The 21,451-nt window shown below is 55.1% G+C and carries 21 protein-coding genes and 3 pseudogenes; 18 read left to right on the forward strand and 6 right to left on the reverse strand.

Annotated features, from left to right (window positions below):
• Nucleotides 1-2: 2 nt before the first annotated feature.
• Genes AC2FIZ_RS10120 through arcC form a run of 4 tightly spaced genes read left to right on the forward strand, consistent with a single transcriptional unit; the run spans nt 3 to nt 4,520 of the window.
• Nucleotides 3-1,340, forward strand: coding sequence for an amino acid permease (locus tag AC2FIZ_RS10120; RefSeq protein WP_281972892.1), 1,338 nt, complete (start codon nt 3-5; stop codon nt 1,338-1,340).
• Complete coding sequence (locus tag AC2FIZ_RS10125) at nt 1,337-2,566, forward strand: arginine deiminase (RefSeq protein WP_142636397.1); 1,230 nt, start codon at nt 1,337-1,339, stop codon at nt 2,564-2,566. Before AC2FIZ_RS10120 ends, AC2FIZ_RS10125 begins: the two co-directional genes overlap by 4 nt.
• 16 nt (nt 2,567-2,582) lie before the next feature.
• A complete protein-coding gene (argF, locus tag AC2FIZ_RS10130; protein WP_496676934.1) occupies nt 2,583-3,584 on the forward strand; it encodes an ornithine carbamoyltransferase in 1,002 nt (333 codons plus the stop codon).
• A 3-nt stretch (nt 3,585-3,587) separates the two neighbouring features.
• Nucleotides 3,588-4,520: a carbamate kinase gene (gene arcC, locus AC2FIZ_RS10135; protein WP_281972893.1), complete on the forward strand. Its 933-nt coding sequence runs from the start codon at nt 3,588-3,590 to the stop codon at nt 4,518-4,520.
• Here arcC and AC2FIZ_RS10140 read toward each other — a convergent pair.
• A complete protein-coding gene (locus AC2FIZ_RS10140) occupies nt 4,517-4,795 on the reverse strand; it encodes a hypothetical protein (RefSeq protein ID WP_496708006.1) in 279 nt (92 codons plus the stop codon). The two genes, arcC and AC2FIZ_RS10140, sit on opposite strands and share 4 nt — an antisense overlap.
• Between AC2FIZ_RS10140 and AC2FIZ_RS10145 the strand changes: the two genes are divergently transcribed.
• Genes AC2FIZ_RS10145 through AC2FIZ_RS10165 form a run of 5 tightly spaced genes read left to right on the forward strand, consistent with a single transcriptional unit; the run spans nt 4,788 to nt 8,543 of the window.
• Nucleotides 4,788-5,306, forward strand: a complete 519-nt coding sequence (locus tag AC2FIZ_RS10145) for a DUF4178 domain-containing protein (protein ID WP_281995113.1) — start codon at nt 4,788-4,790, stop codon at nt 5,304-5,306. The genes AC2FIZ_RS10140 and AC2FIZ_RS10145 overlap by 8 nt on opposite strands.
• The gene (locus AC2FIZ_RS10150; protein ID WP_142636391.1) at nt 5,303-6,604 is read left to right on the forward strand and encodes a DUF4178 domain-containing protein; all 1,302 of its coding nucleotides are present in this window, start codon (nt 5,303-5,305) and stop codon (nt 6,602-6,604) included. Before AC2FIZ_RS10145 ends, AC2FIZ_RS10150 begins: the two co-directional genes overlap by 4 nt.
• 1 nt (nt 6,605) lies before the next feature.
• Complete coding sequence (locus AC2FIZ_RS10155) at nt 6,606-6,770, forward strand: hypothetical protein (RefSeq protein ID WP_185956671.1); 165 nt, start codon at nt 6,606-6,608, stop codon at nt 6,768-6,770.
• 10 nt (nt 6,771-6,780) lie between these two features.
• Entirely contained in the window at nt 6,781-7,005 is a 225-nt protein-coding gene (locus tag AC2FIZ_RS10160; protein WP_142636390.1) for a DUF350 domain-containing protein, read from the forward strand.
• Nucleotides 7,002-8,543: a polyamine aminopropyltransferase gene (locus AC2FIZ_RS10165; protein ID WP_496790989.1), complete on the forward strand. Its 1,542-nt coding sequence runs from the start codon at nt 7,002-7,004 to the stop codon at nt 8,541-8,543. Before AC2FIZ_RS10160 ends, AC2FIZ_RS10165 begins: the two co-directional genes overlap by 4 nt.
• On the opposite strand, the gene speD is transcribed toward AC2FIZ_RS10165, so the two are convergent.
• Complete coding sequence (speD, locus tag AC2FIZ_RS10170) at nt 8,514-8,915, reverse strand: adenosylmethionine decarboxylase (RefSeq protein WP_142636388.1); 402 nt, start codon at nt 8,913-8,915, stop codon at nt 8,514-8,516. The genes AC2FIZ_RS10165 and speD overlap by 30 nt on opposite strands.
• A gap of 335 nt (nt 8,916-9,250) precedes the next feature.
• On the opposite strand from speD, the gene AC2FIZ_RS10175 reads away from it, so the two are divergent.
• Both AC2FIZ_RS10175 and AC2FIZ_RS10180 read left to right on the forward strand, forming a co-directional pair.
• A complete protein-coding gene (locus AC2FIZ_RS10175; protein WP_281972899.1) occupies nt 9,251-10,414 on the forward strand; it encodes an ATP-binding protein in 1,164 nt (387 codons plus the stop codon).
• A 410-nt stretch (nt 10,415-10,824) separates the two neighbouring features.
• Nucleotides 10,825-12,846, forward strand: coding sequence for a DEAD/DEAH box helicase (locus AC2FIZ_RS10180; RefSeq protein ID WP_281972900.1), 2,022 nt, complete (start codon nt 10,825-10,827; stop codon nt 12,844-12,846).
• Between the two features lie 382 nt (nt 12,847-13,228).
• On the opposite strand, the gene AC2FIZ_RS10185 is transcribed toward AC2FIZ_RS10180, so the two are convergent.
• Nucleotides 13,229-14,830: a BCCT family transporter gene (locus tag AC2FIZ_RS10185; RefSeq protein WP_271948938.1), complete on the reverse strand. Its 1,602-nt coding sequence runs from the start codon at nt 14,828-14,830 to the stop codon at nt 13,229-13,231.
• A 29-nt stretch (nt 14,831-14,859) separates the two neighbouring features.
• Nucleotides 14,860-15,939, reverse strand: coding sequence for an extracellular solute-binding protein (locus AC2FIZ_RS10190; protein WP_271948936.1), 1,080 nt, complete (start codon nt 15,937-15,939; stop codon nt 14,860-14,862).
• Nucleotides 15,940-16,573: 634 nt separating this feature from the next.
• Between AC2FIZ_RS10190 and AC2FIZ_RS10195 the strand changes: the two genes are divergently transcribed.
• Entirely contained in the window at nt 16,574-16,834 is a 261-nt protein-coding gene (locus AC2FIZ_RS10195) for a hypothetical protein (protein WP_282027197.1), read from the forward strand.
• Between the two features lie 230 nt (nt 16,835-17,064).
• Here the strand turns inward: AC2FIZ_RS10195 and AC2FIZ_RS10200 are convergent, their stop codons facing one another.
• Entirely contained in the window at nt 17,065-18,159 is a 1,095-nt protein-coding gene (locus tag AC2FIZ_RS10200; RefSeq protein WP_058281578.1) for a tyrosine-type recombinase/integrase, read from the reverse strand.
• A gap of 353 nt (nt 18,160-18,512) precedes the next feature.
• Between AC2FIZ_RS10200 and AC2FIZ_RS10205 the strand changes: the two genes are divergently transcribed.
• From AC2FIZ_RS10205 to AC2FIZ_RS10230, 6 genes and pseudogenes are all read left to right on the forward strand, one after another.
• Nucleotides 18,513-18,947 (forward strand): helix-turn-helix domain-containing protein, encoded by a 435-nt coding sequence (locus AC2FIZ_RS10205; protein ID WP_131726293.1) that lies wholly within the window; start codon nt 18,513-18,515, stop codon nt 18,945-18,947.
• Nucleotides 18,947-19,534: a hypothetical protein gene (locus tag AC2FIZ_RS10210; protein WP_058281576.1), complete on the forward strand. Its 588-nt coding sequence runs from the start codon at nt 18,947-18,949 to the stop codon at nt 19,532-19,534. Before AC2FIZ_RS10205 ends, AC2FIZ_RS10210 begins: the two co-directional genes overlap by 1 nt.
• A 573-nt stretch (nt 19,535-20,107) precedes the next feature.
• A pseudogene (locus AC2FIZ_RS10215) lies at nt 20,108-20,362 on the forward strand (IS110 family transposase); the annotation flags it as partial.
• A pseudogene (locus tag AC2FIZ_RS10220) lies at nt 20,356-20,442 on the forward strand (RidA family protein); the annotation flags it as partial. The pseudogenes AC2FIZ_RS10215 and AC2FIZ_RS10220, both read left to right, overlap by 7 nt.
• A gap of 4 nt (nt 20,443-20,446) precedes the next feature.
• Nucleotides 20,447-20,533: a plasmid mobilization relaxosome protein MobC gene (gene mobC, locus AC2FIZ_RS10225; RefSeq protein ID WP_367575553.1), complete on the forward strand. Its 87-nt coding sequence runs from the start codon at nt 20,447-20,449 to the stop codon at nt 20,531-20,533.
• Between the two features lie 125 nt (nt 20,534-20,658).
• A pseudogene (locus AC2FIZ_RS10230) lies at nt 20,659-20,958 on the forward strand (IS3 family transposase); the annotation flags it as partial.
• Between the two features lie 61 nt (nt 20,959-21,019).
• Here the strand turns inward: AC2FIZ_RS10230 and AC2FIZ_RS10235 are convergent.
• Nucleotides 21,020-21,445, reverse strand: coding sequence for an Lrp/AsnC family transcriptional regulator (locus tag AC2FIZ_RS10235; protein ID WP_496676975.1), 426 nt, complete (start codon nt 21,443-21,445; stop codon nt 21,020-21,022).
• Nucleotides 21,446-21,451: the final 6 nt, after the last annotated feature.

Raw genomic sequence — 21,451 nt, forward strand, 5'->3', positions numbered from 1 at the left:
TTATGCCCACCGACACCCGATCTAAACCCAAAGGAACCCTTGGGTTCTGGATGTGCACCGCGCTGGTGGTGGGCAATATGATCGGGTCCGGTATTTTCCTGCTGCCGTCTTCTCTGGCCGTGTTCGGGCCAATCTCGATGGCGGGATGGGTTCTGACCGCAGGTGGCGCGATTGTGCTGGCCCTGATATTTGGTCGGCTGGCGCGATTGTCTTCCAATACCGGCGGGCCATACGCTTATGCGCGCGAGGGCTTTGGTGATTTTGCCGGTTTCCTGATTGCTTGGGGCTATTGGATCGCGCTGTGGTCTGGGAATGCCGCCGTTGCCGTCGCCTTTGCTGGCTATCTCAGCTTTATGGTGCCCGCCATTGGGGAAACTGCGCTCGCGGGATTGGCGGTCTCACTTGGTGCGATCTGGCTGCTCACCTGGGTCAATCTGCGCGGCGTTCGGCAGGCCGGGATTGTGCAAGTGGTGACCACGGTGATGAAGCTGGCCCCGCTGCTGGTGCTGATCCTGCTGGGACTGTCCCATGTCCAACCGGCCAACTTCCGGCCGGCCAACCTTAGTGGAATGTCGAACATATCGGCGATCTCGGCCTGCGCGGCGTTGACGCTTTGGGCCTTTGTGGGGCTCGAATCCGCAACGGTTCCGGCGGGCGATGTCAGGAACCCTACCAAAACGATCCCTCTTGCGACGATTGTCGGAACCTGTGTTGCCGCATTGGTCTATATTGCCACGACCTATGTGGCGCTTGGGGTGGTGCCATCCGGCACGCTGGCCGGAAGCAACGCACCGCTGGCGGATGTTGCGCATGTGATGTGGGGGTTTGGCGGTGCGGTATTCATCGCGGTCGGGGCCTGCGTTTCGACCTTCGGCACGCTCAACGGATTTGTGCTGCTGACCGGGCAAGTGCCACTGGGCGCTGCCCGCGACGGGTTGTTCCCGGCCGGTTTTGCCCGGGTGTCACGGACTGGTACGCCGGCATTTGGCCTGATCTCCTCAAGCCTGCTAGCCAGCGCTTTGATCGCTATGAACTACACCCGATCCCTGGCTGAACAGTTTGAATTCATTATTCTGTTGGCCACCCTATCCACGCTGGTTCCCTACCTGCTGTGCGCAGGTGCCGAAATTATGATCCGCGCAAAACGCAAAGAACGCACCCGCCTGCCACCGCAGGCCTTTGTGCTGGCGGGTCTCGGTTTTGTCTATTCATTCTGGGCGATTTTCGGCGCTGGAAAAGACGTCGTTTTCTGGGGCGTCCTGTTGCTGTTGGCTGGGTTGCCCATCCATGTCTGGCTGCGTTGGCAGTCCGGCGCGATTACATCAAAGGAGATATCATGACTGGATTTGGCGCACATTCCGAGATTGGGAAACTTCGAAAGGTGATGGTCTGCGAACCGGGTCTGGCCCATTCCCGCCTGACCCCCGGCAATGCGGCAGAGTTGCTTTATGACGATGTCCTTTGGGTGCACAAAGCCCGCTCTGACCATGCCGATTTCCGCATGAAGATGGAGGATCGCGGGGTTCAGGTTTTAGAATTCCAGACGCTGCTTGCAGAAACGCTGAAGGACAAGGGAGCCCGTAATTGGGTTCTGGACCGCCGCATTACCGAAAATCAGGTGGGCGTCGGTATGCTGAATGAGCTGCGCGGCTGGTTGGATGAGATGGCGGCCAAGGATCTGGCCAGATATCTGATCGGCGGCATCGCGGTCGAAGATATGCCGTTCAAACCCTCAGGTATGTTCGGCAGCTATCTGGGGCCATTGGGCTTTGTGATTCCACCGATTCCAAATACGCAGTTCACTCGTGACAACAGTTGCTGGATCTATGGCGGCGTGACGGTCAACCCGATGTACTGGCCGGCGCGGCGCCCCGAAACCCTGTTGGTGACTGCGATCTACAAGTTCCACCCCGAGTTCCGCGACGCAGATTTCGAGATCTGGTGGGGTGACCCAGACAAGGATCACGGCGCGGCCACGGTCGAAGGCGGTGATGTCATGCCCTGGGGCAATGGCAGTGTGTTGATCGGCATGGGCGAACGGACCAGTCCGCAGGCGGTTGGTCAGGTCGCCCGCGCTCTGTTTGCCAAAGGCGCGGCGGAGAGGGTTGTTGCCTGTCAGATGCCCCGCAGCCGCGCGGCTATGCATCTGGATACAGTGTTCAGCCATTGCGACCGTGAGACCGCGACTGCCTATGTTGATGTCTGTAACGACATCCAGTGCATCAGCCTGCGCCCCGGAAACAAAGAGGACACGATCGACTTCCGGCGCGATGACAAACATCTGTTCGATGTGGCCGCCGAATGTCTGGGGATCAAATCTCTGAACATCGTGCAGACCGGCGGAGACGCATTTAATCAGGAACGCGAGCAATGGGACGACGGCAACAACGTGGTGGCGTTAGAGCCCGGCGTGGTCGTCGCCTATGACCGCAACACCTATACCAACACGCTGCTGCGCAAGGCGGGGGTCGAGGTGATCACGATCTCGGGCTCGGAACTGGGGCGTGGGCGAGGCGGCGGGCATTGCATGACCTGCCCGATCTGGCGTGACCCCGTGGATTACTGAAAAAGGAGATTGACCAATGGCATTTAATATCAAGGGCCGCAGCTTTCTGAAACTGCTCGATTTTGACCAACGTGAGCTGCGTTATCTGCTGGACCTGTCGCGCGATCTGAAGCGCGCAAAATATGCGGGGTCTGAAATCCAGCATCTAAAAGGCAAGAACATCTGCCTGATCTTCGAAAAATCCTCGACCCGGACCATGTGCGCCTTTGAAGTGGCCGCGATGGATCAGGGTGCCGGTGTCACCTATCTTGGGCCCTCGGGGTCACAGATCGGGCATAAGGAAAGCATGAAGGACACTGCCCGCGTGCTGGGCCGCATGTTCGACGGCATTGAATATCGCGGTTTTGGGCAGGAACTGGCGGAAACTCTGGCCGCCAATGCGGGCGTGCCGGTCTATAACGGGCTGACCGATGAGTTCCACCCGACCCAGATGCTGGCCGATCTGCTAACCATGCAGGAATTTGGCGAAAAGCCCCTGCATGACATCAAATACGCCTATGTGGGCGACGGGCGGTCCAATATGGGCCATTCGCTGATGATCGCGGGCTGCATGATGGGGATGGACGTCCGCATCGCCGCCCCACGTGATCTGTGGCCGTCCGACGAATTCCGCCGTCCGGCAGAAGAAGCCGCCGCGCGCTACGGCGCGACGCTGACCATCACCGATGATCCTGCGGCCGCCGTGGATGGCGTGGATTTCATCCACACCGATGTCTGGGTCTCGATGGGCGAAGCACCCGAGGTCTGGGACAGCCGGATCAAGCAGCTGACCCCCTATCAGGTCAACAGCGCGCTAATGGCAGCGGCAAACAATCCAAACGTCAAATTCATGCATTGCCTGCCCGCCTTCCACAATACCGAGACTAAAGTGGGCGAAGATATCCACGAGAAATTCGGCATCACCGAAATGGAGGTCACCGAAGAGGTATTCGAAAGCCCCGCCGGTATTCAGTTCGAACAGGCCGAAAACCGAATGCACACAATCAAGGCCGTTCTGGTCGCCACTCTGGGGGCCTGAGCTATGCGGATCGTCGTCGCCCTTGGGGGCAATGCGCTGCTGCGGCGCGGTCAGGCCCTGACCGCCGAGAACCAGCGTGAAAACACAGCCATCGCCGCGCAGGCGTTGGCCACCATTGCCGAGGGGAACGAGTTGATTGTGACCCACGGGAATGGCCCTCAGGTGGGATTGCTGGCCCTACAGGGCAACGCCTATAAACCGGATGAGGCCTATCCGCTGGACGTGCTTGGGGCGGAAACCGAGGGCATGATCGGGTACATGATCGAGCAGGAGTTGGGCAACCGTCTGCCGCCCGAGACGCCTCTGGCCACGCTGCTGACCATGATTGAGGTCGATGCCAAGGATCCCGCCTTTGACGACCCCACAAAATTCATCGGTCCGGTATATGACAAACCCGAGGCTGAACGATTGGCCACCGACAAGGGCTGGCAAATTCGTGCGGATGGTGACAAATGGCGACGGGTTGTTGCCTCTCCGCTGCCGAAACGGATTTTTCAAATCAGGCCGATTAAATGGCTGCTGGAACGGCAAACCGTGGTGATCTGTGCCGGTGGCGGTGGCATTCCCACGGCCTATACTTCTCCGGGTTATCTGGAGGGGATAGAAGCGGTGATCGACAAAGATCTGGCCTCGGAGCTGCTGGCCCGAGAGGTCGGGGCCGATTTGTTCATTTCGGCAACGGATGCTGATTGTGCCTATCTGGACTGGGGTACCGATACTCAGCGTGGCATAAAAGCCGCCTCACCAAAGGCCATGGCCAAGTTCAATTTCGCTGCCGGTTCGATGGGCCCAAAGGTCGAGGCCGCCGCCCAGTTTGCGCGGCTTACCGGCAAATCCGCAGCCATCGGCGCACTGGCCGATCTGGCGGATATCGTTGCGGGCAGGAAGGGCACAACCATAAGCAAAGACGCAGCTGAAATCCTATTTCACGACTAACTCAGATGATTGCTGGGGCTGACGGCACTTCTAACAGAACCGCCAGCATGTTCAGTTCCACCTAAGTGGTTCTGTTTGAATTCTGGCAACAAGGGCGAGGCGGCACCGGACGTGTATTCTCCAGAACCAATAACGGCTTGAACTTTCATTTTCTTTGCGCGACTTGAAAGCATGAAGACTTTGAACTGTCCAAACTGCGGTGCGCAAACCCCGATTGCGCTGAAAGGGATAAAGGTTGCCACCTGTGCGTCCTGCGGTACGACGTTGATGATCAATGATGTCCAGGTTCAATCGGCGGGCCAGCAGGGTGAGATGCACGATGCACCGCTTTTGTTCGGGATAGGCGATCAAGTGCAACTGGGTCGAACGTCGACATTGATTCTTGGTCATGCGCGCTATTCCTACGGGCGGGGGTTCTGGGATGAGTTCTGCGGTGTCGATGGTGATGGCCGCACCTGCTGGATATCGCTCGATGAGGGAGATGTCGTTCGGCAGAAACGCTTGACCGAAAAGGACACGCCGAAATTCATGCCTCCGTTCAAGCTGGGCGAAACGCTGGATTTCGACGCGGCCACATTCACGGTTACCGAAGTTGAACATGCCGAATGTATCGCGCTGCGTGGACAGTTCGATGAGGTGCTTCAGGTCGGGGAAAGCCATGAATTCGTGAACGCTTCCGCCGGGGACGAGGCTTTGTTGTCCGGCGAATTCTGGCCCGGTCAAGCGATCTGGTTCTACGGTCGGTGGTATGACGCATTTGACGTGAAGGTTCAGCGGCAGCCATGACCCGAGATCCAAGTCTTCTTTCGATCAACTGCACCTGCTGCGGCGCCGGTCTGGATGTACTGGGCGGTGGCCGGGTGATCGTGCAGATCTGTTCGTATTGCGGGGCCGAGCTGGATGCACAGAACAACTATCGGACATTGCGGCAGTTCAAGGATCAGAAACGCCCGGAAACCCCGCTTTCGATTGGGATGAGTGGGTCGTTGTATGGTGCCGAGTTCACCATAATTGGTCTGATCGAACATGCCGAGCGCTGGGGCGGACGGGTCTACCAATGGATAGACCATCAGCTCTATTCGCCAACTCACGGCTATGCCTGGCTGACGCTTGAGGCGGGTCATCTGGTGTTTTCCAGACGCTATCGCGGATCGGCCTGGATGTCGGAGCGGTGGGTTGAGACGGCGGAATCCCCTCCCTCTGTGACGATCGAGGATGGGCGCTTTGTGTATTACGAGACCACCACAAGCGCGGTCACCTATGTTGAGGGTGAATTCACCTGGCCGCCGTCACTGGGGGAAAAGACAACCACAATTTCGGCGATGTCTGATACGGCGATGCTGGGGTTTTCGACCACCGGGTCCGAGCGTGAGACCTATCGCTCGTTCTATGTTTCGAAACAGCAGGCCGAAGCAGCTTTTGGGGTTTCATTGAACCTGAACCCACATCGGGTGCATCCGCTGCAACCTTTCATCGAGGGCCCAAACTATAGATTTTTGCTGGTCGTATCATTCGTGTTTACGATCCTCTGTCTTGTGATGGCGGTCTCTTTCTCTCAACGATCAGGGGAGAGGGCGATAGAGCGTCAGGCGCTAAAACGTGGCGACTTCCCGGCCGAAATCACAATCCCGCTTGAAGCCGACAGCCAACTGACGCGCGTTTCCTTCTCGGGCAATGTCAAAAACAGTTGGATCTATCTGGACATCGAGCTGCTTGATCCCGAAGGAGAGCCAGTATTCGAGGCGGGCCGAACGATCGAATATTACACCGGGCGCGACTCGGAAGGATCGTGGAGCGAAGGCAGCAAATTTGCGAGCCTGACGTTTCGACCAGATCGCACAGGCGATTACACACTGGTATTAGACGTGCCTGAGCAGGGGCTTTGGACCGGGTCGGGCGTAGGCCATGTACCGGGGCAGCCGTTCAGCCAGTTGCAGGTCAGTGTCAAAACCGGACTGTCCAGTGGTCTTTGGACATTCGCGCTGGCCGGGGTTTTTGGAGCGCTGTTCCTGTTTCAGTTCGGGCGCAAATGGTTGCATCAACGCGCCCGGTGGTCGGGAACTGATTGGGTAAATGAGGATTAAAGTGACAGCTTTCAGGATCATTTTCGTCGTCATTTCAACTCTGGCCGTGGCTGCCACAGGTTATGTCTCGTGGCATGGGTATTGGGCCGAAAGCCGTGACTTGGACACCTCGGTTCGGGTCGGCAGCGGTGGCGGCGGGTACTATCGGTCAAATCGGATAAAATAGTGAGGAATCAATGGATTATATAGCAGCAATTCAGATTGCAGAAATCATCAGCACAATCTTCTACACCCTTCTGGGCGTGACGCTGATGTGGGTCGTGTGGAAGGTGATCGACTGGATGACACCCTTCTCGGTCGTGCACGAGATCGAAAAAGATCAGAACATCGCGTTGGCGATCCTGATCGGGCTGCTGTTTGTAGCAGTTTCCATCATCATTGCGGCTGTCATCTTGTCATGACCCCGCCCCGCGCGGTTGAGGCGCGCGCCGCGTGGTTGTTGCTGGCCACCTTTCTGGTGGCCGTCGCCGGTCTGATCTATGAGCTGATTGCAGCCACACTCTCCAGTTATCTGCTGGGGGACTCCGTCCGCCAGTTCTCGCTGGTGATTGGTATCTTTCTGTCAGCAATGGGGGTCGGGGCCTGGCTATCGCGCTTTGTCTCGGATGCGTTTTCCGGATTTGTCTGGGCTCAGATCCTTTTGGGCATTGTCGGCGGATTTTTGGCGCCGGTGTTGTTTCTGAACTACGCGTGGATGGGGCAGGTGGCCCTGCCGCTGTACGGCGCCTTGATTGCCATTGGTATCCTGTCGGGGATGGAGATCCCTTTGATCGCCCGTGTTCTGGAACAGATTGGGGCGTTGAAGTTCCGCTTTGAAAACGTGCTGAGCGTCGACTACATCGGTGCGCTGGTTGCCTCGCTGGCTTTTCCACTGCTGGTAATCCCATATCTGGGACTGATGTCGGCCAGCCTGGCCTTTGGAGGGTTGAACCTTGCCGTCGCAGGCCTGTCTCTGTTGGTGTTTCGGGAATGGGCCACGCGAGTCCAGGTTGCGGTTTGGGCGGTGGCCTTTGTGGCAACACTGGGCGCACTGTGGCAGTCCGAACGGCTGGTCTCGGTCGCCGAGGCCGAACTGTTCGAAGATGATGTCATCCTGTCCGAGGCCACGTCGTATCAGCAGATCACCGTCACCCGGTACCGCGACCGGGTGCGCCTGTTTCTGGATCATTCGATCCAGTTCGATTCCCTTGACGAACACCGCTATCACGAGCCACTGGTGCATCCGGCCATGGCCCTTGCGCCGCGCGCGCGTGACATTCTGATCCTAGGGGGTGGAGACGGCATGGCCGCGCGCGAGGTGCTGCGCTATCCCGAGGTGCAGTCCGTGACGCTGGTGGATCTTGATCCGCGTGTGACGCAGTTGTTTCGCGACCATCCAGATCTGTCCAAGCTGAACGACAATGCTCTCAGCGACCCGCGCGTGACGGTTGTCAATGAAGACGCCTGGAGGTTTCTGGAGCGGGAAACCCAGATTTACGACGTGGTGATCATTGATCTGCCAGACCCCAAATCCATCGCCTTGTCCAGACTATACACCAAGCAATTCTACGGCTTGCTGGCCGAACGGCTAAGCGGGCAGGGGGTCTTTGTCACTCAGGCCGGATCACCGTTCTTTGCCCGACAGGCCTTTTGGTCGGTGGCCGAAACGATCGAGAGCAGCCGCAATCCGCAAAGACCCGGGCGGGGACTGCAGGCGGTTCCCTATCACAGCTACGTGCCGAGCTTCGGCGAATGGGGGTTTGTTCTGGCTACATTTGAACCATTGACCGACCGTAGAATCGAACTGCCTGATGGGCTGAGCTATTTCGACGATGATGTTTGGCGCGCGGCACAGATTTTTGGCGGTGATACCGACCGGGTTGATGCCGAACCTAATACACTGCAATCGCACGCACTGATGGGATATTACTTAGACGGTTGGGACTACTGGTTCCGGTAAACCGCGGTTGACGCGCGTAATTTCAACTCGGGCAGGGCGCAGGTGCTTCTCAAGATATGCGACCGCTTTGTCCGGTTGCGTTGTGCCACACATGAAGATGTCGATGGCGGCATAATCATTTTCCGGCCAAGTGTGGATCGAGATATGGGATTCTGCCAGCAACAACACTCCGGTCACACCGCCATGCCCGCCAAATTTGTGGAACTTGCCCGACAGTATCGTTGCGCCAGCCTCCCGCGCCGCGCGGGTCAGTGCCTCTTCGATGTGCATTACGTCGGTTAGGTATAGGCTGCCGTAATGATCGACCAGAATATGCATTCCCGAGCCAGCCAGCGTGCCTGTGTCAGCGTTTTTGATTGCTGGTATGGTCATGATCCTGGTCCTTTCTGCGATTTGATTTTTCGCAGGTTCTTAGGGGTTTGTGCGCGGCAAGTACCTAGTTGGCTTCGCCCTTCAGGGCAATGGAAATGAAATTGAGGGATGCAAAGAGGACTCTTCAAATTTAATAGTTAAGAAAGAAGAACGTACTCAGGTTCTATTTTCTCTTGATCAAATGGGACGCAGCTTTCCACGATTATGCTCGACCTAAGGTCCAGACTTGCGTTTCATGGTTCTGGGGTGAAGGGCCGAGACGATAGGGTTTCACTGGACAGTAATTTGGAATTTTATCCTTGTAAATCTTCCATCAAATGGAATAAATGCAAGGTATGATCAAGCGCGGTGATAGAAAGTCAGTTGAAGACTCTCTCGAGAACCAGGCGGGTGTAGTCCTGCTTGGGCCGCGGCAAGTTGGGAAGACAACCCTCGCGCAGGATATCGCTGAAAGCCGTGACGCTGTCTATCTTGATATGGAGAGATCTGCTGATCGCCAGGTGCTCGAAGAGCCAGACCTCTATCTCGACGAGCAGGTTGGGCGCCTGGTGGTGATCGATGAAGTTCAGCTTATGCCCGGCCTGTTTAAGGCATTACGCGGTCAGATTGACCGACGACGAAGACAAGGGTATCGGACTGGGCAATTCCTGCTGCTGGGGTCGGCCTCGAACACGCTTTTGCACCAAAGCGCAGAATCTTTGGCTGGCCGGGTCAGCTATCACGAGCTGACGCCTTTCATTTTGTCGGAAACCGGAGCGGACTCGATCTCTGCGCTGTGGTTGCGGGGTGGGTTTCCAGATAGCTTCCTTGCCAAGAACGACAAAACCAGCCTGGCATGGCGCGAGGATTTCATCCGCACCTATCTGGAACGCGATGTTCCGGCTTTTGGGTTGCGCATCCCGGCGGAAACATTGCGCCGGTTCTGGACAATGCTTGCCCATGAGCAAGGCGGGTTACTCAATGCGGCGAAACTCGCGGGAAACCTTGGCGTATCGGGCCAGAGCGTTGCCCGCTATCTTGATTTGCTGGTCGACCTGATGCTGGTGCGCCGTTTGCAGCCATGGCATTCCAATGCCGGAAAACGTTTGGTCAAATCTCCCAAGGTTTATATTCGCGATTCCGGGTTGGCCCATGCGCTTCTTGGGATCGAAACACCGGAAGACCTGCTTGGGCATCCGGTTGTCGGCGGTAGTTGGGAAGGGTTCTGCATCGAAAACCTGATCGCCGCGGCACCGCGCGGAACAGAAGCAAGCTTCTATCGCTCTTCAGCAGGGGCTGAGGTGGATTTGATGTTGAAACTTCCCCGCGGCGGCCTCTGGGCCATAGAGATCAAGCGGACGACATCAGCGAAGGTCACGCGTGGGTTTCACATCGCGACAGAAGAATTGGACGCCTCAGAGCGCATCCTTGTCTATGCCAACGACAAGGAAGTGCAGGGGCAGGGAGGTGTGCGGGCTATGCCTCTCATGAGCGCAATGAAACGGCTGGCGTCTGCATAGACGCAAGAGGGACCGCGCCATTGGCTCAACGTCATGCCCTAAATTCGAAGATAACGTGGTCGTAGAAGCCATCGAATCCGACTGCTTGTAGTAGATTTCCCGAAGGAGTAGTCACGTTGACCGCCAGCCCGACAGGGACAGCGGGTTTACAGACGGTTGAAAGCTCTACAGAAAAACGCCTGTTTTGACTATCCCAAGCCTGCGCTTCTGCCGCGTCTCAACAAATTGAACCGAAAGCGGCGAGGGTCTCAAGCCGCTACTGAAAGGGAGCAGTACGGACAGGATACCGGATTTTCAGCGCATCTGTCCCGGTTCGTGGCTATACAATAGTCAAGACACTCGTTAAGGGGCTGTCTTTACCCATGGATGATGCATTGATTGCAATACCGCACAATCCCATCTCCTGACCGATGAAAAGAACCACCGCTGTGAAACAAACCATTGCAAATGCGCTGGCTCGCAAGGGCTATGACACCTTAACCCAAGTTCAGCAGGCTGTAACCCGGCCCGAACTGGAGGGGAAGGACATGCTGGTTTCGGCCCAAACCGGATCGGGAAAAACCATCGGGTTTGGCCTGGCGATTGCGCCGCGACTTTTGGGTGACGCTGAGACATTCGAGACCGCAGGCGCGCCGCTGGCACTGGTTGTTGCACCTACAAGGGAACTGGCGCTGCAGGTAAAGCGTGAACTGAGTTGGTTGTTTGCCGATGCGGGCGCGTTTTTGGCGTCTTGCGTTGGGGGCATGGACATCCGGGACGAACGTCGTGCCTTGGCACGTGGCGCGCATATTGTTGTCGCCACTCCGGGACGGCTGCGGGATCATATCATGCGGGGCTCGATCGACCTGACGGCCATTCGCGCCGTGGTTCTTGATGAGGCCGATGAGATGTTGGATCTCGGGTTCCGAGAGGACCTGGAATTCATTCTGGATGAAACACCATCAGACCGTCAGACTTTGCTGTTTTCTGCCACTGTCCCACGTGCGATTGCCAATTTGGCGACACGGTATCAGCGCGATGCAGAACGTGTGAGCACCGTCAGCGAAAAGACGCAGCACGCCGATATCGATTATCGTGCTATGTTGGTCGGCCCGCGCGACGGCGAGAATGCAATTATCAATGTGTTGCGCTATTATGAGGCGCCGAACGCCATCGTGTTCTGCAATACCCGCGCGATGGTGTCACGTCTGACAGCGCGCCTGTCAAACCGGGGCTTTTCGGTCGTCGCCCTATCCGGAGAATTGACCCAGAGCGAACGCTCGAACGCCTTGCAGGCCATGCGCGATGGGCGTGCCAGGGTCTGTGTGGCAACGGATGTTGCCGCCCGCGGTATTGATTTGCCTAACCTTGATTTGGTGGTCCATGCGGAACTGCCAAACAGCCATGAAACACTGCTGCACCGCTCGGGTCGAACAGGCCGGGCCGGGCGCAAGGGTGTCAGCGCACTAGTGGTTGCACCCGCGTCGCGGAAAAAGGCGGAACGTATTCTGAAATTCGCCAAGCTGACCGCCGATTGGGGGACAGCCCCGTCAGCCGAAGAGGTGACCGAACGCGATCAGGTGAGAATGTTCGCATCAGATGACTGGCAAGCAGAGATCACGGAAAGTGAACGCGCAGCAGTTCAGAAAATGGTAGAAAGCTTTACCCCTGAGCAGATTGCAGCAGCTTACCTGCGGCAGTACAAGCTGCGTCATTCCGCGCCAGAAGAGTTGTCGACGGTCGATCAGCAAAGCCAGAAACCGCGCGCGGCCTTTGGCCCCAGCGTCTGGTTTTCGCTGTCCGAGGGGCGCAATCAAAATGCGTCGCCGCGTTATATGCTGCCGATGATCTGCAAGTCAGGCAATCTGACGAAGGATGACATTGGGGCCATCCGGATTGCCGATGATGTGACCTATTTCGAGATCCGTGAGCCCAGCGTCGAAGGGTTTCTGACAGCCGTTGGGCCCGAGATGAAGATCGAAAAGGTCAAGAATCTCGTGCGTCTGGACACGGCACCGGACTTTGCTGCAACTGGCCGGACCAAGCCCATCGGAAAGCAAAAAGGCAAACCGATTACGAGCAAACGAGATACGACTCCGACCGAACGGAGCGGCACTGCAACCTATGGACGTCGCAAGCCTGAACCCGAGGGCCGGGCACCTTCCAGCCCTGCAGAACGTTCCACAAGGGCCGTCAAATCAGCCAAAGTAGAACGCCAGCGTGCTTCGAAAGACGAGGCAGATGCCTTGTTCAAACCGGTTGGTGCAAAGCCAAAGGCACGTAAGGGCGGTAAATCTGAAGCCAAAGGCGGCGATATCAAATCTGCCCGAACAGCATCAAAGGGTCCACCTCCACCCAAAGGTAAGTCAAGCAGCAAGAAGAACCGAGCGCGAGTCGCAGCGGCCAAATCTACAAAAGGTGGCGATTCTGTCCCGAAACGGCGGAAGACTTAGCCTGCATTCCATTCCGAACCTGGTTTTTTGGCTTTGGGCATTACCTTTAAGGGACAATGGAAGGCATGGGCGAAAGAAACCGCTCCATCACGACCAGGATCGGACTATCCCCCACAATGTACCTTTGGTTCACGGGTCGAGATTGTGTGAGAGGCTCACCATGGAGAGCCGACAAGCCTATCCAGTTGCTGTACCACGCGGGTAGCAGAGATGCTGGTGGAAACCATTAGGCAGAGGTTCTTTCGTATTCGTTTGCTCCCAGAAAGTTTGGCAAACTTCACATCAGAACGAGAAAAGCTTCGCGGACAGGTCGAAACCCATGTCTGTAATTGTCGAGAGGCAGATGTAACTGCCTCTCGACAAATTGAACCACAATGGCTGCCTATCTGTTGAGGAACTCCATTTCGTACTTATCCTCAACATCGGGCACTGGATGCTCAGCGTGAAGCGACGAGACAATACCATAGATCATGAACAACAAGATCACAGCGATTGGTAGCCCTGCGACGATGGACGCTGTCTGTAGCGCGCTCAACCCACCGGCCAGCATTAGGACACCGGCAACAACGCCTGCGGTAATACCCCAAAATACACGGAACTTGATTGGCGGATGCTCGTCACCCATCGACAGCATTGTGCACATCACGAGTGTCCCCGAGTCAGAAGACGTGACAAACCACGAAATCAGCAGAACCGTAATCAACACTGTGATCGGGTACACCAACCATGTGTAGCCAAATCCTTTGACCGTTTGGAATACGCCAGCGGCGTAGTCATTGTTGACCGCCTCGACGACACCTGCGTCGTAGAACAGATCGACCCCGGCTGCTGCGCCACCAAAGACACCCATCCAGAGCATCACGACTGAGGTTGGAATAAGAAGAACGCAATAGCAGAATTGCTTGATCGTCCGCCCCTTTGATACCCGCGCAATGAACAGTCCAACAAACGGGCACCATGCGATCCACCAGCCCCAGTAAAAGATCGTCCACCAGCTCTGCCATTGGTTTTCGGGCTCACCGTTGATCCAGAAACCCATGGGTATCACCGTCCAGAGGTAATCTCCAAATCCGGATATGGTTATGCCCAACAGGAATGCCGTTGGTCCCAGAATGATGAACAGGAGCAGCAGGCCAACACTTGCCATAACGTTGGCTTCAGACAAGATACGAACGCCTTTGCCAACACCTGATGCAGCAGAAGCCGTGCCAAGACAGGTGATGATTGCGACGAGGATCAACTGATTTGTCTGGGTGTTTGCCATCCAGCCAAGATCCTCAAGACCGGCGGCTATTGGTGTGACGCCCAACCCCAATGAGGTTGCGAGGCCAAAGATTGTACCAAATACGCCAATCAGATCGACGAGATGACCCCAGGGACCGTAGATTCGTTCCTTCAGCACAGGATAAAGAGCGGTGCGCAAAGTCAGAGGAAGCCCATGGCGGTACGAGAAATATGCAAGGCAGAGGCCAACCAGCACATAAAGGGCCCAACCGTGGAAACCCCAGTGGAAATTCGTGATCGTTACCGCAGAAACCGCGGCGTCAACCGAACCTGGTTCAATTCCCGCCCGCTCAAGGAATGGGCTGCCTTGGATATGGAACATTGGCTCTGCAACACCCCAATAGATCAGACCAGATCCCAAGCCCGCACTAAACAGCATGCAAATCCATGAAAACGTTGAAAAATCTGGCTCGTCATCATCCTTGCCCAGCTTCACGTGTCCGAACCGGCTGATCATAAGCCAAATTACGAAAAACAGTGCCGCGTTAACGACCAGTACATAGAACCAGTCCAGGCTACCGATGATGAAGTCTTTACCTGTCGCAAAGATCGCACTTGAAGCTTCAACATCACGGATCGTGAAAAACACAAACCCCAATATCATCACCATCGAAGCGATACCCATCGTCGGATTCATACCTTTGAACAAGCCGCTCTTTGCTACAAGATTGTCAGGTTTCTGTGTTGATTGATCACTCATTTTGCACCTCTTAGACCTGTTGTTTCGGCTTACCGTGTTGAACCCGCAGCGCCCTGACGGGCGGAGGTTGCGAGCCAGGACTGGAACGCCTCTTCCAGGCGCCCGTGGTTGGTGGCCCACCACTCGGCGTCCGACAGAATGTAAAGATTGTCTTCATACGCCGGACCGTTCGGGATGCGCTCCAAAACGTCGTCTGACAGGAGTGTCATCGAAGATTTTCGGGTTGGACCATTTGGCAGGTACCCGACCATATCGGCCAGCGAATTTGAGCTGCTAGCAAAGCGAATAAAATCAATGGCTTCTTCTTTATTCTGGCTTCCTTTTGGTATTCCGAACAGATCCAGCTCAATCACACGGCCGTCCATGTTGACCGTAAAATCGGAACCGTCTTCCTGGGCGGCCGTTGCACCGGTAGTGGCCCAGATCGATGACATCGCAATGTCGCCAGAGTTCAGCAGACGTACGGGTTCACGCCCGGTTTCCCAGATTTGCAGGCCGGTTTTTATGTCGTCCATCTTTTTCAGCGCGCGCTCAACACCTTCTTCGGTTTCGAGCGTTGGATACACATCATCGCGGGCTACGCCGTCGGCCATAAGGGCCCATTCCATGATCACTGTCGGATCATTTCGGATGGCACGTGGCCCAGGATAGGTTTCTGTGTCGAAGAAATCCGAAATGGTTGATGGAGGCGTTTCTGCGAATTGAGAATTGTTATACGCATATGCGGTGCCCCATACGATGACTCCTACGCCACAATCATTCAGGGCACCTTCGACAAAATCCTCTCGAAATGGTGTGCCATCGACGCCATCAGGCAGTTCTATGTCAGATATGTTCTCCAGCAAGCCCTCTTCGCAGGCGCGAAGTGAATCTGCTTGCGTAAGGTCGACCACATCCCAAATCACATTTGCGCTTTCGACCTGATCGCGGATTTCCGAGATGCCACCATTGTAATGTGCAACATGCACATCAGCGTTTTTGGCTTGCTCATAAGGGCGCACAAACCCAAGCATCTGACTTCGCATGTAAGGGCCGGTCCAGGATGTGAAGGTGATGGACGGCCCGGGCTCTGGGATTGTGGTTTCGCTCTCAGAGTTACTTTGCGCCATCGCATTACTCAAAGAGAGAGTAGAAAACAGCGCAGCTATCATTATCCGACAGCCCCTGACCGCCTTTAGCCTATAGTACATCATCAAATTCCTCCCTAGTCGCTTCTAATTTTGTATAAGCGCTTTGTTTGGGTCGTTCTCCTGGTCAATTCCCAGCACATTCAGCAAGAATACATCAAATTCACCCTGATGATCAGCAATAATCAAAAATTGCGAAAGCTAAATACGACTATTACGCCAGACAGAGCGACAGATTTGGCAGAGCCACCAAGAAACAAGGCTTGCGGTTACAGGTTGTTTTCCAGAAGCCAGCGATACAGAGAAACCGGTTCCTGTTCATCGACCACAGTTAATTACGGACCTGATCTTGGGGCCTATCTCACCTTCGGCGAAAGAGCCTCAGGGGCGTGCGCGGGCGCTGGAATGACGACGCCCAGGACATGGTGTGCCACTTCGCACACGCGACGGATATCAACATCGCGGAGCTTTGAAGTCTTGATCAACATTCTCATGACAGCTGCATGATCGCCGCCGCCCACGGGCGTAGGCAAATATATCCTGCGCGCTTTGTGATTTGTATGTCGTTCGCTGTGTAACCGTTCAGGATGTCGATAGGGGCCAGTAACTCTGTGACTTGCTGGTTGAAGTCGCAAACCACCAAGCACCGGCCGAGCAATTTGATACAATTTATCTTGCCCTCGACGCGCCTCCAGCGATGCTCGTTGTCTCAATTTTACCTGATGGCGCGACAGAGGTTTCTAGAGGCGCGCAGGGCCTCATTCCTTGCGCCGAGCCGTTTCAACGCTTCATTGTAGGCCAACCAGTTCGTCATTTTGACTTCGTGGGAGTAAAGCAGTTCATACCACACAGCTATCACCTTGGATTCATGCAGTGAATCCTCGAACCAAATTGTGCGGAAAAGTAGGTTTATTGGTCAAACAGCAAAAAATCTTTGCAGTTGAAACCTTGCTTTATTGGTCGGAGTGAGAGGATTCGAACCTCCGACCCCTGCCTCCCGAAGGAACGGGCCTGACTTTAACCCATTGTAATTATTGTAATGTACTATCATTTCACTGTTCCTTTGTTCACGTTTGTACCGATCTATATCCGGAAATGATCTGGATATCAGATTGCATCCGCCGCTCCTCTCTGGTGATCAGGGTGATGATGCCCATAGTTCTTCTCAAGCGTTTCGTGGGTCATACCCAGGAAGCCGCAGGCGTCCCACTTGGGCGCCCCCTTTTGCATTAGCCAGGTCGCACAGGTGTGCCGCAGAGTGTGTGGAACGACTTTTCGGTCCCCCTCGGTCTCCAAGCCTGCCGCCACAACGGCAGTCCTAAATGCGCGTTTGACGTTCTGCAGTGACTTGCCGCGATGGGTGACTACGAATTCGTCTACCGGAAACCGCCTTCGTCGGCATAGCAGGTGCTTCTTCAGACGCGCAGGCAGCCTAGAACTCGGGCGTTCCTTTTTCGTGCGGCGCCGTCCAACGGGGTTCCAGTAGATGATGTTGCTATGAAAATCGATATCAGACCAGCGCAAGGATAGGATCGCCTCCTTTCGCTGGCCGGTCAGCAATCCGATCCTAAGAAACAGAGTCAGGTGCTCAGTCTTTGACTCGGTCGGCACGCCATCCTCCAGAGGCGTATCGAAGCTCCGCGATACCCGGATTAGCCTTAGCGCTTCATCACATGTCAGGAATCGGATACGACCCTCGGGTTTCGGAGGTAGTCGGACCGTTATTTTGCGCGTGATTAGCTGATCTTCCTCGGCACGCCGGATAGCAGTGGAGAGCAAACTGAGCTCCCTTCGCAAGGTGCCGTCCTTCAGCCCCTTGTCTCGACGGCTCTTCCGGCGTTTCTGGCAGTATTCTTTAATGAGCACATCGTTGATATCGCCCACGGCATAGCCATCAAAAAACCTGATGATTGGCTTTGCTGCATTGGCCAAACGCTCCGGGTCAGTAACGTCGTCAAATCGCTTCGCCAGATAGTGCGAAACTGCGTCAGTCACATAGAATTCGTGTGGCTCGACCGCGCGATCCGGCCTGAAGCGCCTTAGCTTCCATTCTGCGAAGTAGAGTTCAGCCTGGTCGCGATCCCCAGTGCCAGTCGAGTGCTCACGGCTGCGTCCCCCTTCGGTCCAGTAGATGTACCAATTGCCATCGGCGAGGCGTTTTCGGTCGCGTGCAAGGCGGGGCGGGGTCGGTTTGCGGGGCATGCTTTCACCGTAAATTGATCGAGGTATCGTTCCCACGCACCATTGGGAATCTTGGGGTTTCGTCGGCCTGGGGCTGTATAAATATGATCCAGCATGTCTTCGCGGATTAGATAGCGAACGTTTGAAACGGGGATGCCCACTCGTTCAGCTAATTCCCTTGGTGTCTCGAGAATTTTTTGCAATTTCAACTCCTCAATGACTGCACACATATCGAGGCAAAATTTTCGTTTTGCGTTCAGATCGAAACAAAACTACGATAATGCTACCTAAAACGAACTAAATGCCTCTATGAGCGGTTACATTGAATAGAGATAACCATAATCGTGGTCAATGCAACCACAAAAAGGTACATCATGACTGTTCCTGACCTAGGGGTGCGCCTTGCGGCTGTCCGAACCGAGGCGCGTCTGTCACAAGAAGAAATGGCGCAACGACTTAGCATCAGTCGAAGTGCATATCAGTACTATGAACGTGGCCAACGCGACCTAACCGCCACCCTACTTCTGAAGGTTTATGAAGAATTCGATGTCGATCCGCTCTGGATGCTCGAAGGGGACACTGCTGAAGGCAAAAGCCGCCGACATTCGGAAATGGCGCATGCCTATCGTAAACTTGGAATCGCAGTTGAGCACAGAATAATTAATCGCGGCCTTGTTGTAGCACCCGAAAAGAAATGGGACGCTATAGATTTTCTTTTCAAAGAAGCTCTGAGCCCCGAAACGATTGAGGGCCTTAACCAAGTGCCCGATATAGCCAGAATTGACACCATCTTAAGGTTAGTCGCTTGATGTTAGAGAACGAAGTTTTGCGAAAAGCCGAGCAATTGAGGCCGCGCAAAGTGGGCGTGTTGGGCAAGGTAGATAGCATCCTAGAAGAGACCCAACTTGATGCACCGTACCAACCTGGAAGCTCCAACGGAGTTAGGCCGACTAGAGGTTGCCCGAATGCCACGGAATGTGAGGCCTGCGGAGGGATTGAGTATCTTTCTAGAGAGTTTTGTCGTTGCGGCCATTATTTACGTGGCCAACTAGAAGACGAGTACTTGTCATGGGTGCGTAGGCTGGAGCATGAGGTTGAAGAAATATCTACGGATTATTTGCAGAAGCAGAAGAAGTTGAAAAAAGGTTTGATGCTTACAATTCTTCTTCTCACCCCTCCGATAGCCGTTCAAGTTACCAGCCCAGATCTACTAGGGCTTTTCGCGTACCTTTGGATACTAGCCGGGCTTGTTGTTGTGTGTATTCTTGCGTTTATAGAAGCAAGACTTGCGCGCCCAACCAATGATGCTACTGAATTTCTGCAAAACTCCTCTCTCCAAGTCTATCTGGAACACAGAAATCTAATCTTGAACTCAAGTCCGGATGCTTCTGGATAGACTGGTTCCCTCAAAAGTATGATGGAAGCATGAGTTTTAGTTCTATCGATTTATTTGCAGACTGCTGCGGCCTTTCGCTCGGGCTTAGGATTTGCATTCCCTGGAACTTGTACTTCAACATTTGGTTGCAGCGCGTGTTTGTCCTGTTAGGATCATTGAAAATAAGAGATTTTTTCAGGCTAATATTCAGCGCCTCGACAGGCTCGTTGAGCCCGTTCCTGCCGTTTAGCGAGAGTCGGTCTTTCGCATATGCGGTAGGTCAAAAACCGCACATTCCGGACGTTCAAATTCCAGTGTCGGATGGCAAGGCTGCGGACTCTCCAGACATTGGCCTTTGGGCATGTTGCTGACGCAGCATCCGTTTGCATCTGCGGCACGTTCGATGTGGCAGCGCAGCGCAAATCACCGAAGCAGCCGCTCGACAGCGCGGATTTGGCTGAGACCGAAACTGTAGTTTCGCCGCAGCCTGGTCTGACAACTCAGACGCGGATGGGGTGGATGGCGCCTGCAGCCAACCGTCGCGCTTTGCGGCATACTGTAGAAGTCATCTTCTGACAGGAAAGGAACCCCACCATGGAAGTTACAACAGTTGGACTGGATCTTGGTAAGGACGTCTTCCAAGCTCACGGCATCACCGCAGACGGGGCGATTGTTTTCAATCGAACAATTCGACGCAAGCAGTTGCTTAAGTTCTTCGAGAAATTGCCGAGTTGCCTTGTCGGGAAAGAAGCCTGCGGGTCGGCCCATCACTGGGCGCGCGAGCTGACCGAAATTGGTCATGATGTGCGGCTCATGCCTGCGGCCTATGTCAAACCGTATGTCACGCGCCAGCCCGTGCCTGCGGCGAAGCCAAGCTAGCCCGTGCAGAACTTGGGGTCGAGTTTATAGTGGACGCGGCCTACGATTGATCTGTTGCGGGTTTCGGCTTCGCTCAATCGCACCGGCAACAACGTCAACCAGATTGCGCGGCGCTTGAACGAGGCGAGCGGTGTGCTGTAAGCGAAGTGCTGCGATTTTGTAGATTGGCGCACCTGTCATCAGATTGGGACCTTCTCAATCTGATGACAGGAGGTTCCGATGGTGGAACATTATGTACCCGCGCTGCGCAAGTGCTTTCTCGAAGACATGCGGACCGCGGGGCTCAATACCTGTCGATCAAGTATTCCGAGCGCCTTGACGAGGCGAAGGTCGGTGCCTCGGTCGGCAGTAGCGGGGACAGTTACGATAACGCCCTCTACAAGGCTGAGGTCATCGAACACGAAGGCCCGTGGAGTGGCAAGAAAGACGTGGAAATGGCAACCCTCAATTGGGTCAATTGGTGCAACGAAAAGCGCCTCTTCGGCCCGCTCGGGTATATCTCACCCGCACCAGCAGAAAGGAACTTCTACAACGCAGATTGCGCGGCTAAGATCGCCGTAGAATGACAAACTCAAACGTCTCCGGTAAACTCGGTCTGGTTCAGTAACCATAGAAGCCGGTAGTCGTTTAGAACTCTTTGGAGAGAGCCATGATCGTCTCGGTACGCTTGACACCATCGATTTTATAGATCTGCTCCAGCACGAGATTCAGACGCGGCTTTTCGATGGGATTGATGAGCAGCGCGAAGTCGTGGTCTCCTACGATTCTTAGACAACTTGCAACCTCTGGCATGGTCGCAAATTCGCGTGCTGCTGCTTCCCCCTTGCTGCGGATTTCCATGTTTATCAGTACAATTGCCCCTATGCCGCCTGTTTCAACGGTCGAAGGTTCCTTGATTGTGTAGCCAAGAATCTGCTGAGTTTGCTCCAGTCTTGAAAGCCTTGCCTGCACCGCAGTGCGCGAACGGCCAACCTTCCTCGAAAGATCGGTGACGGGCACACGCGAGTCCCTGCGCAGCGCTTCAAGTATTTGCTCGTCGATCTTATCACGCATTGATAT

This window comes from Ruegeria sp. CDSB022, assembly GCF_059611145.1.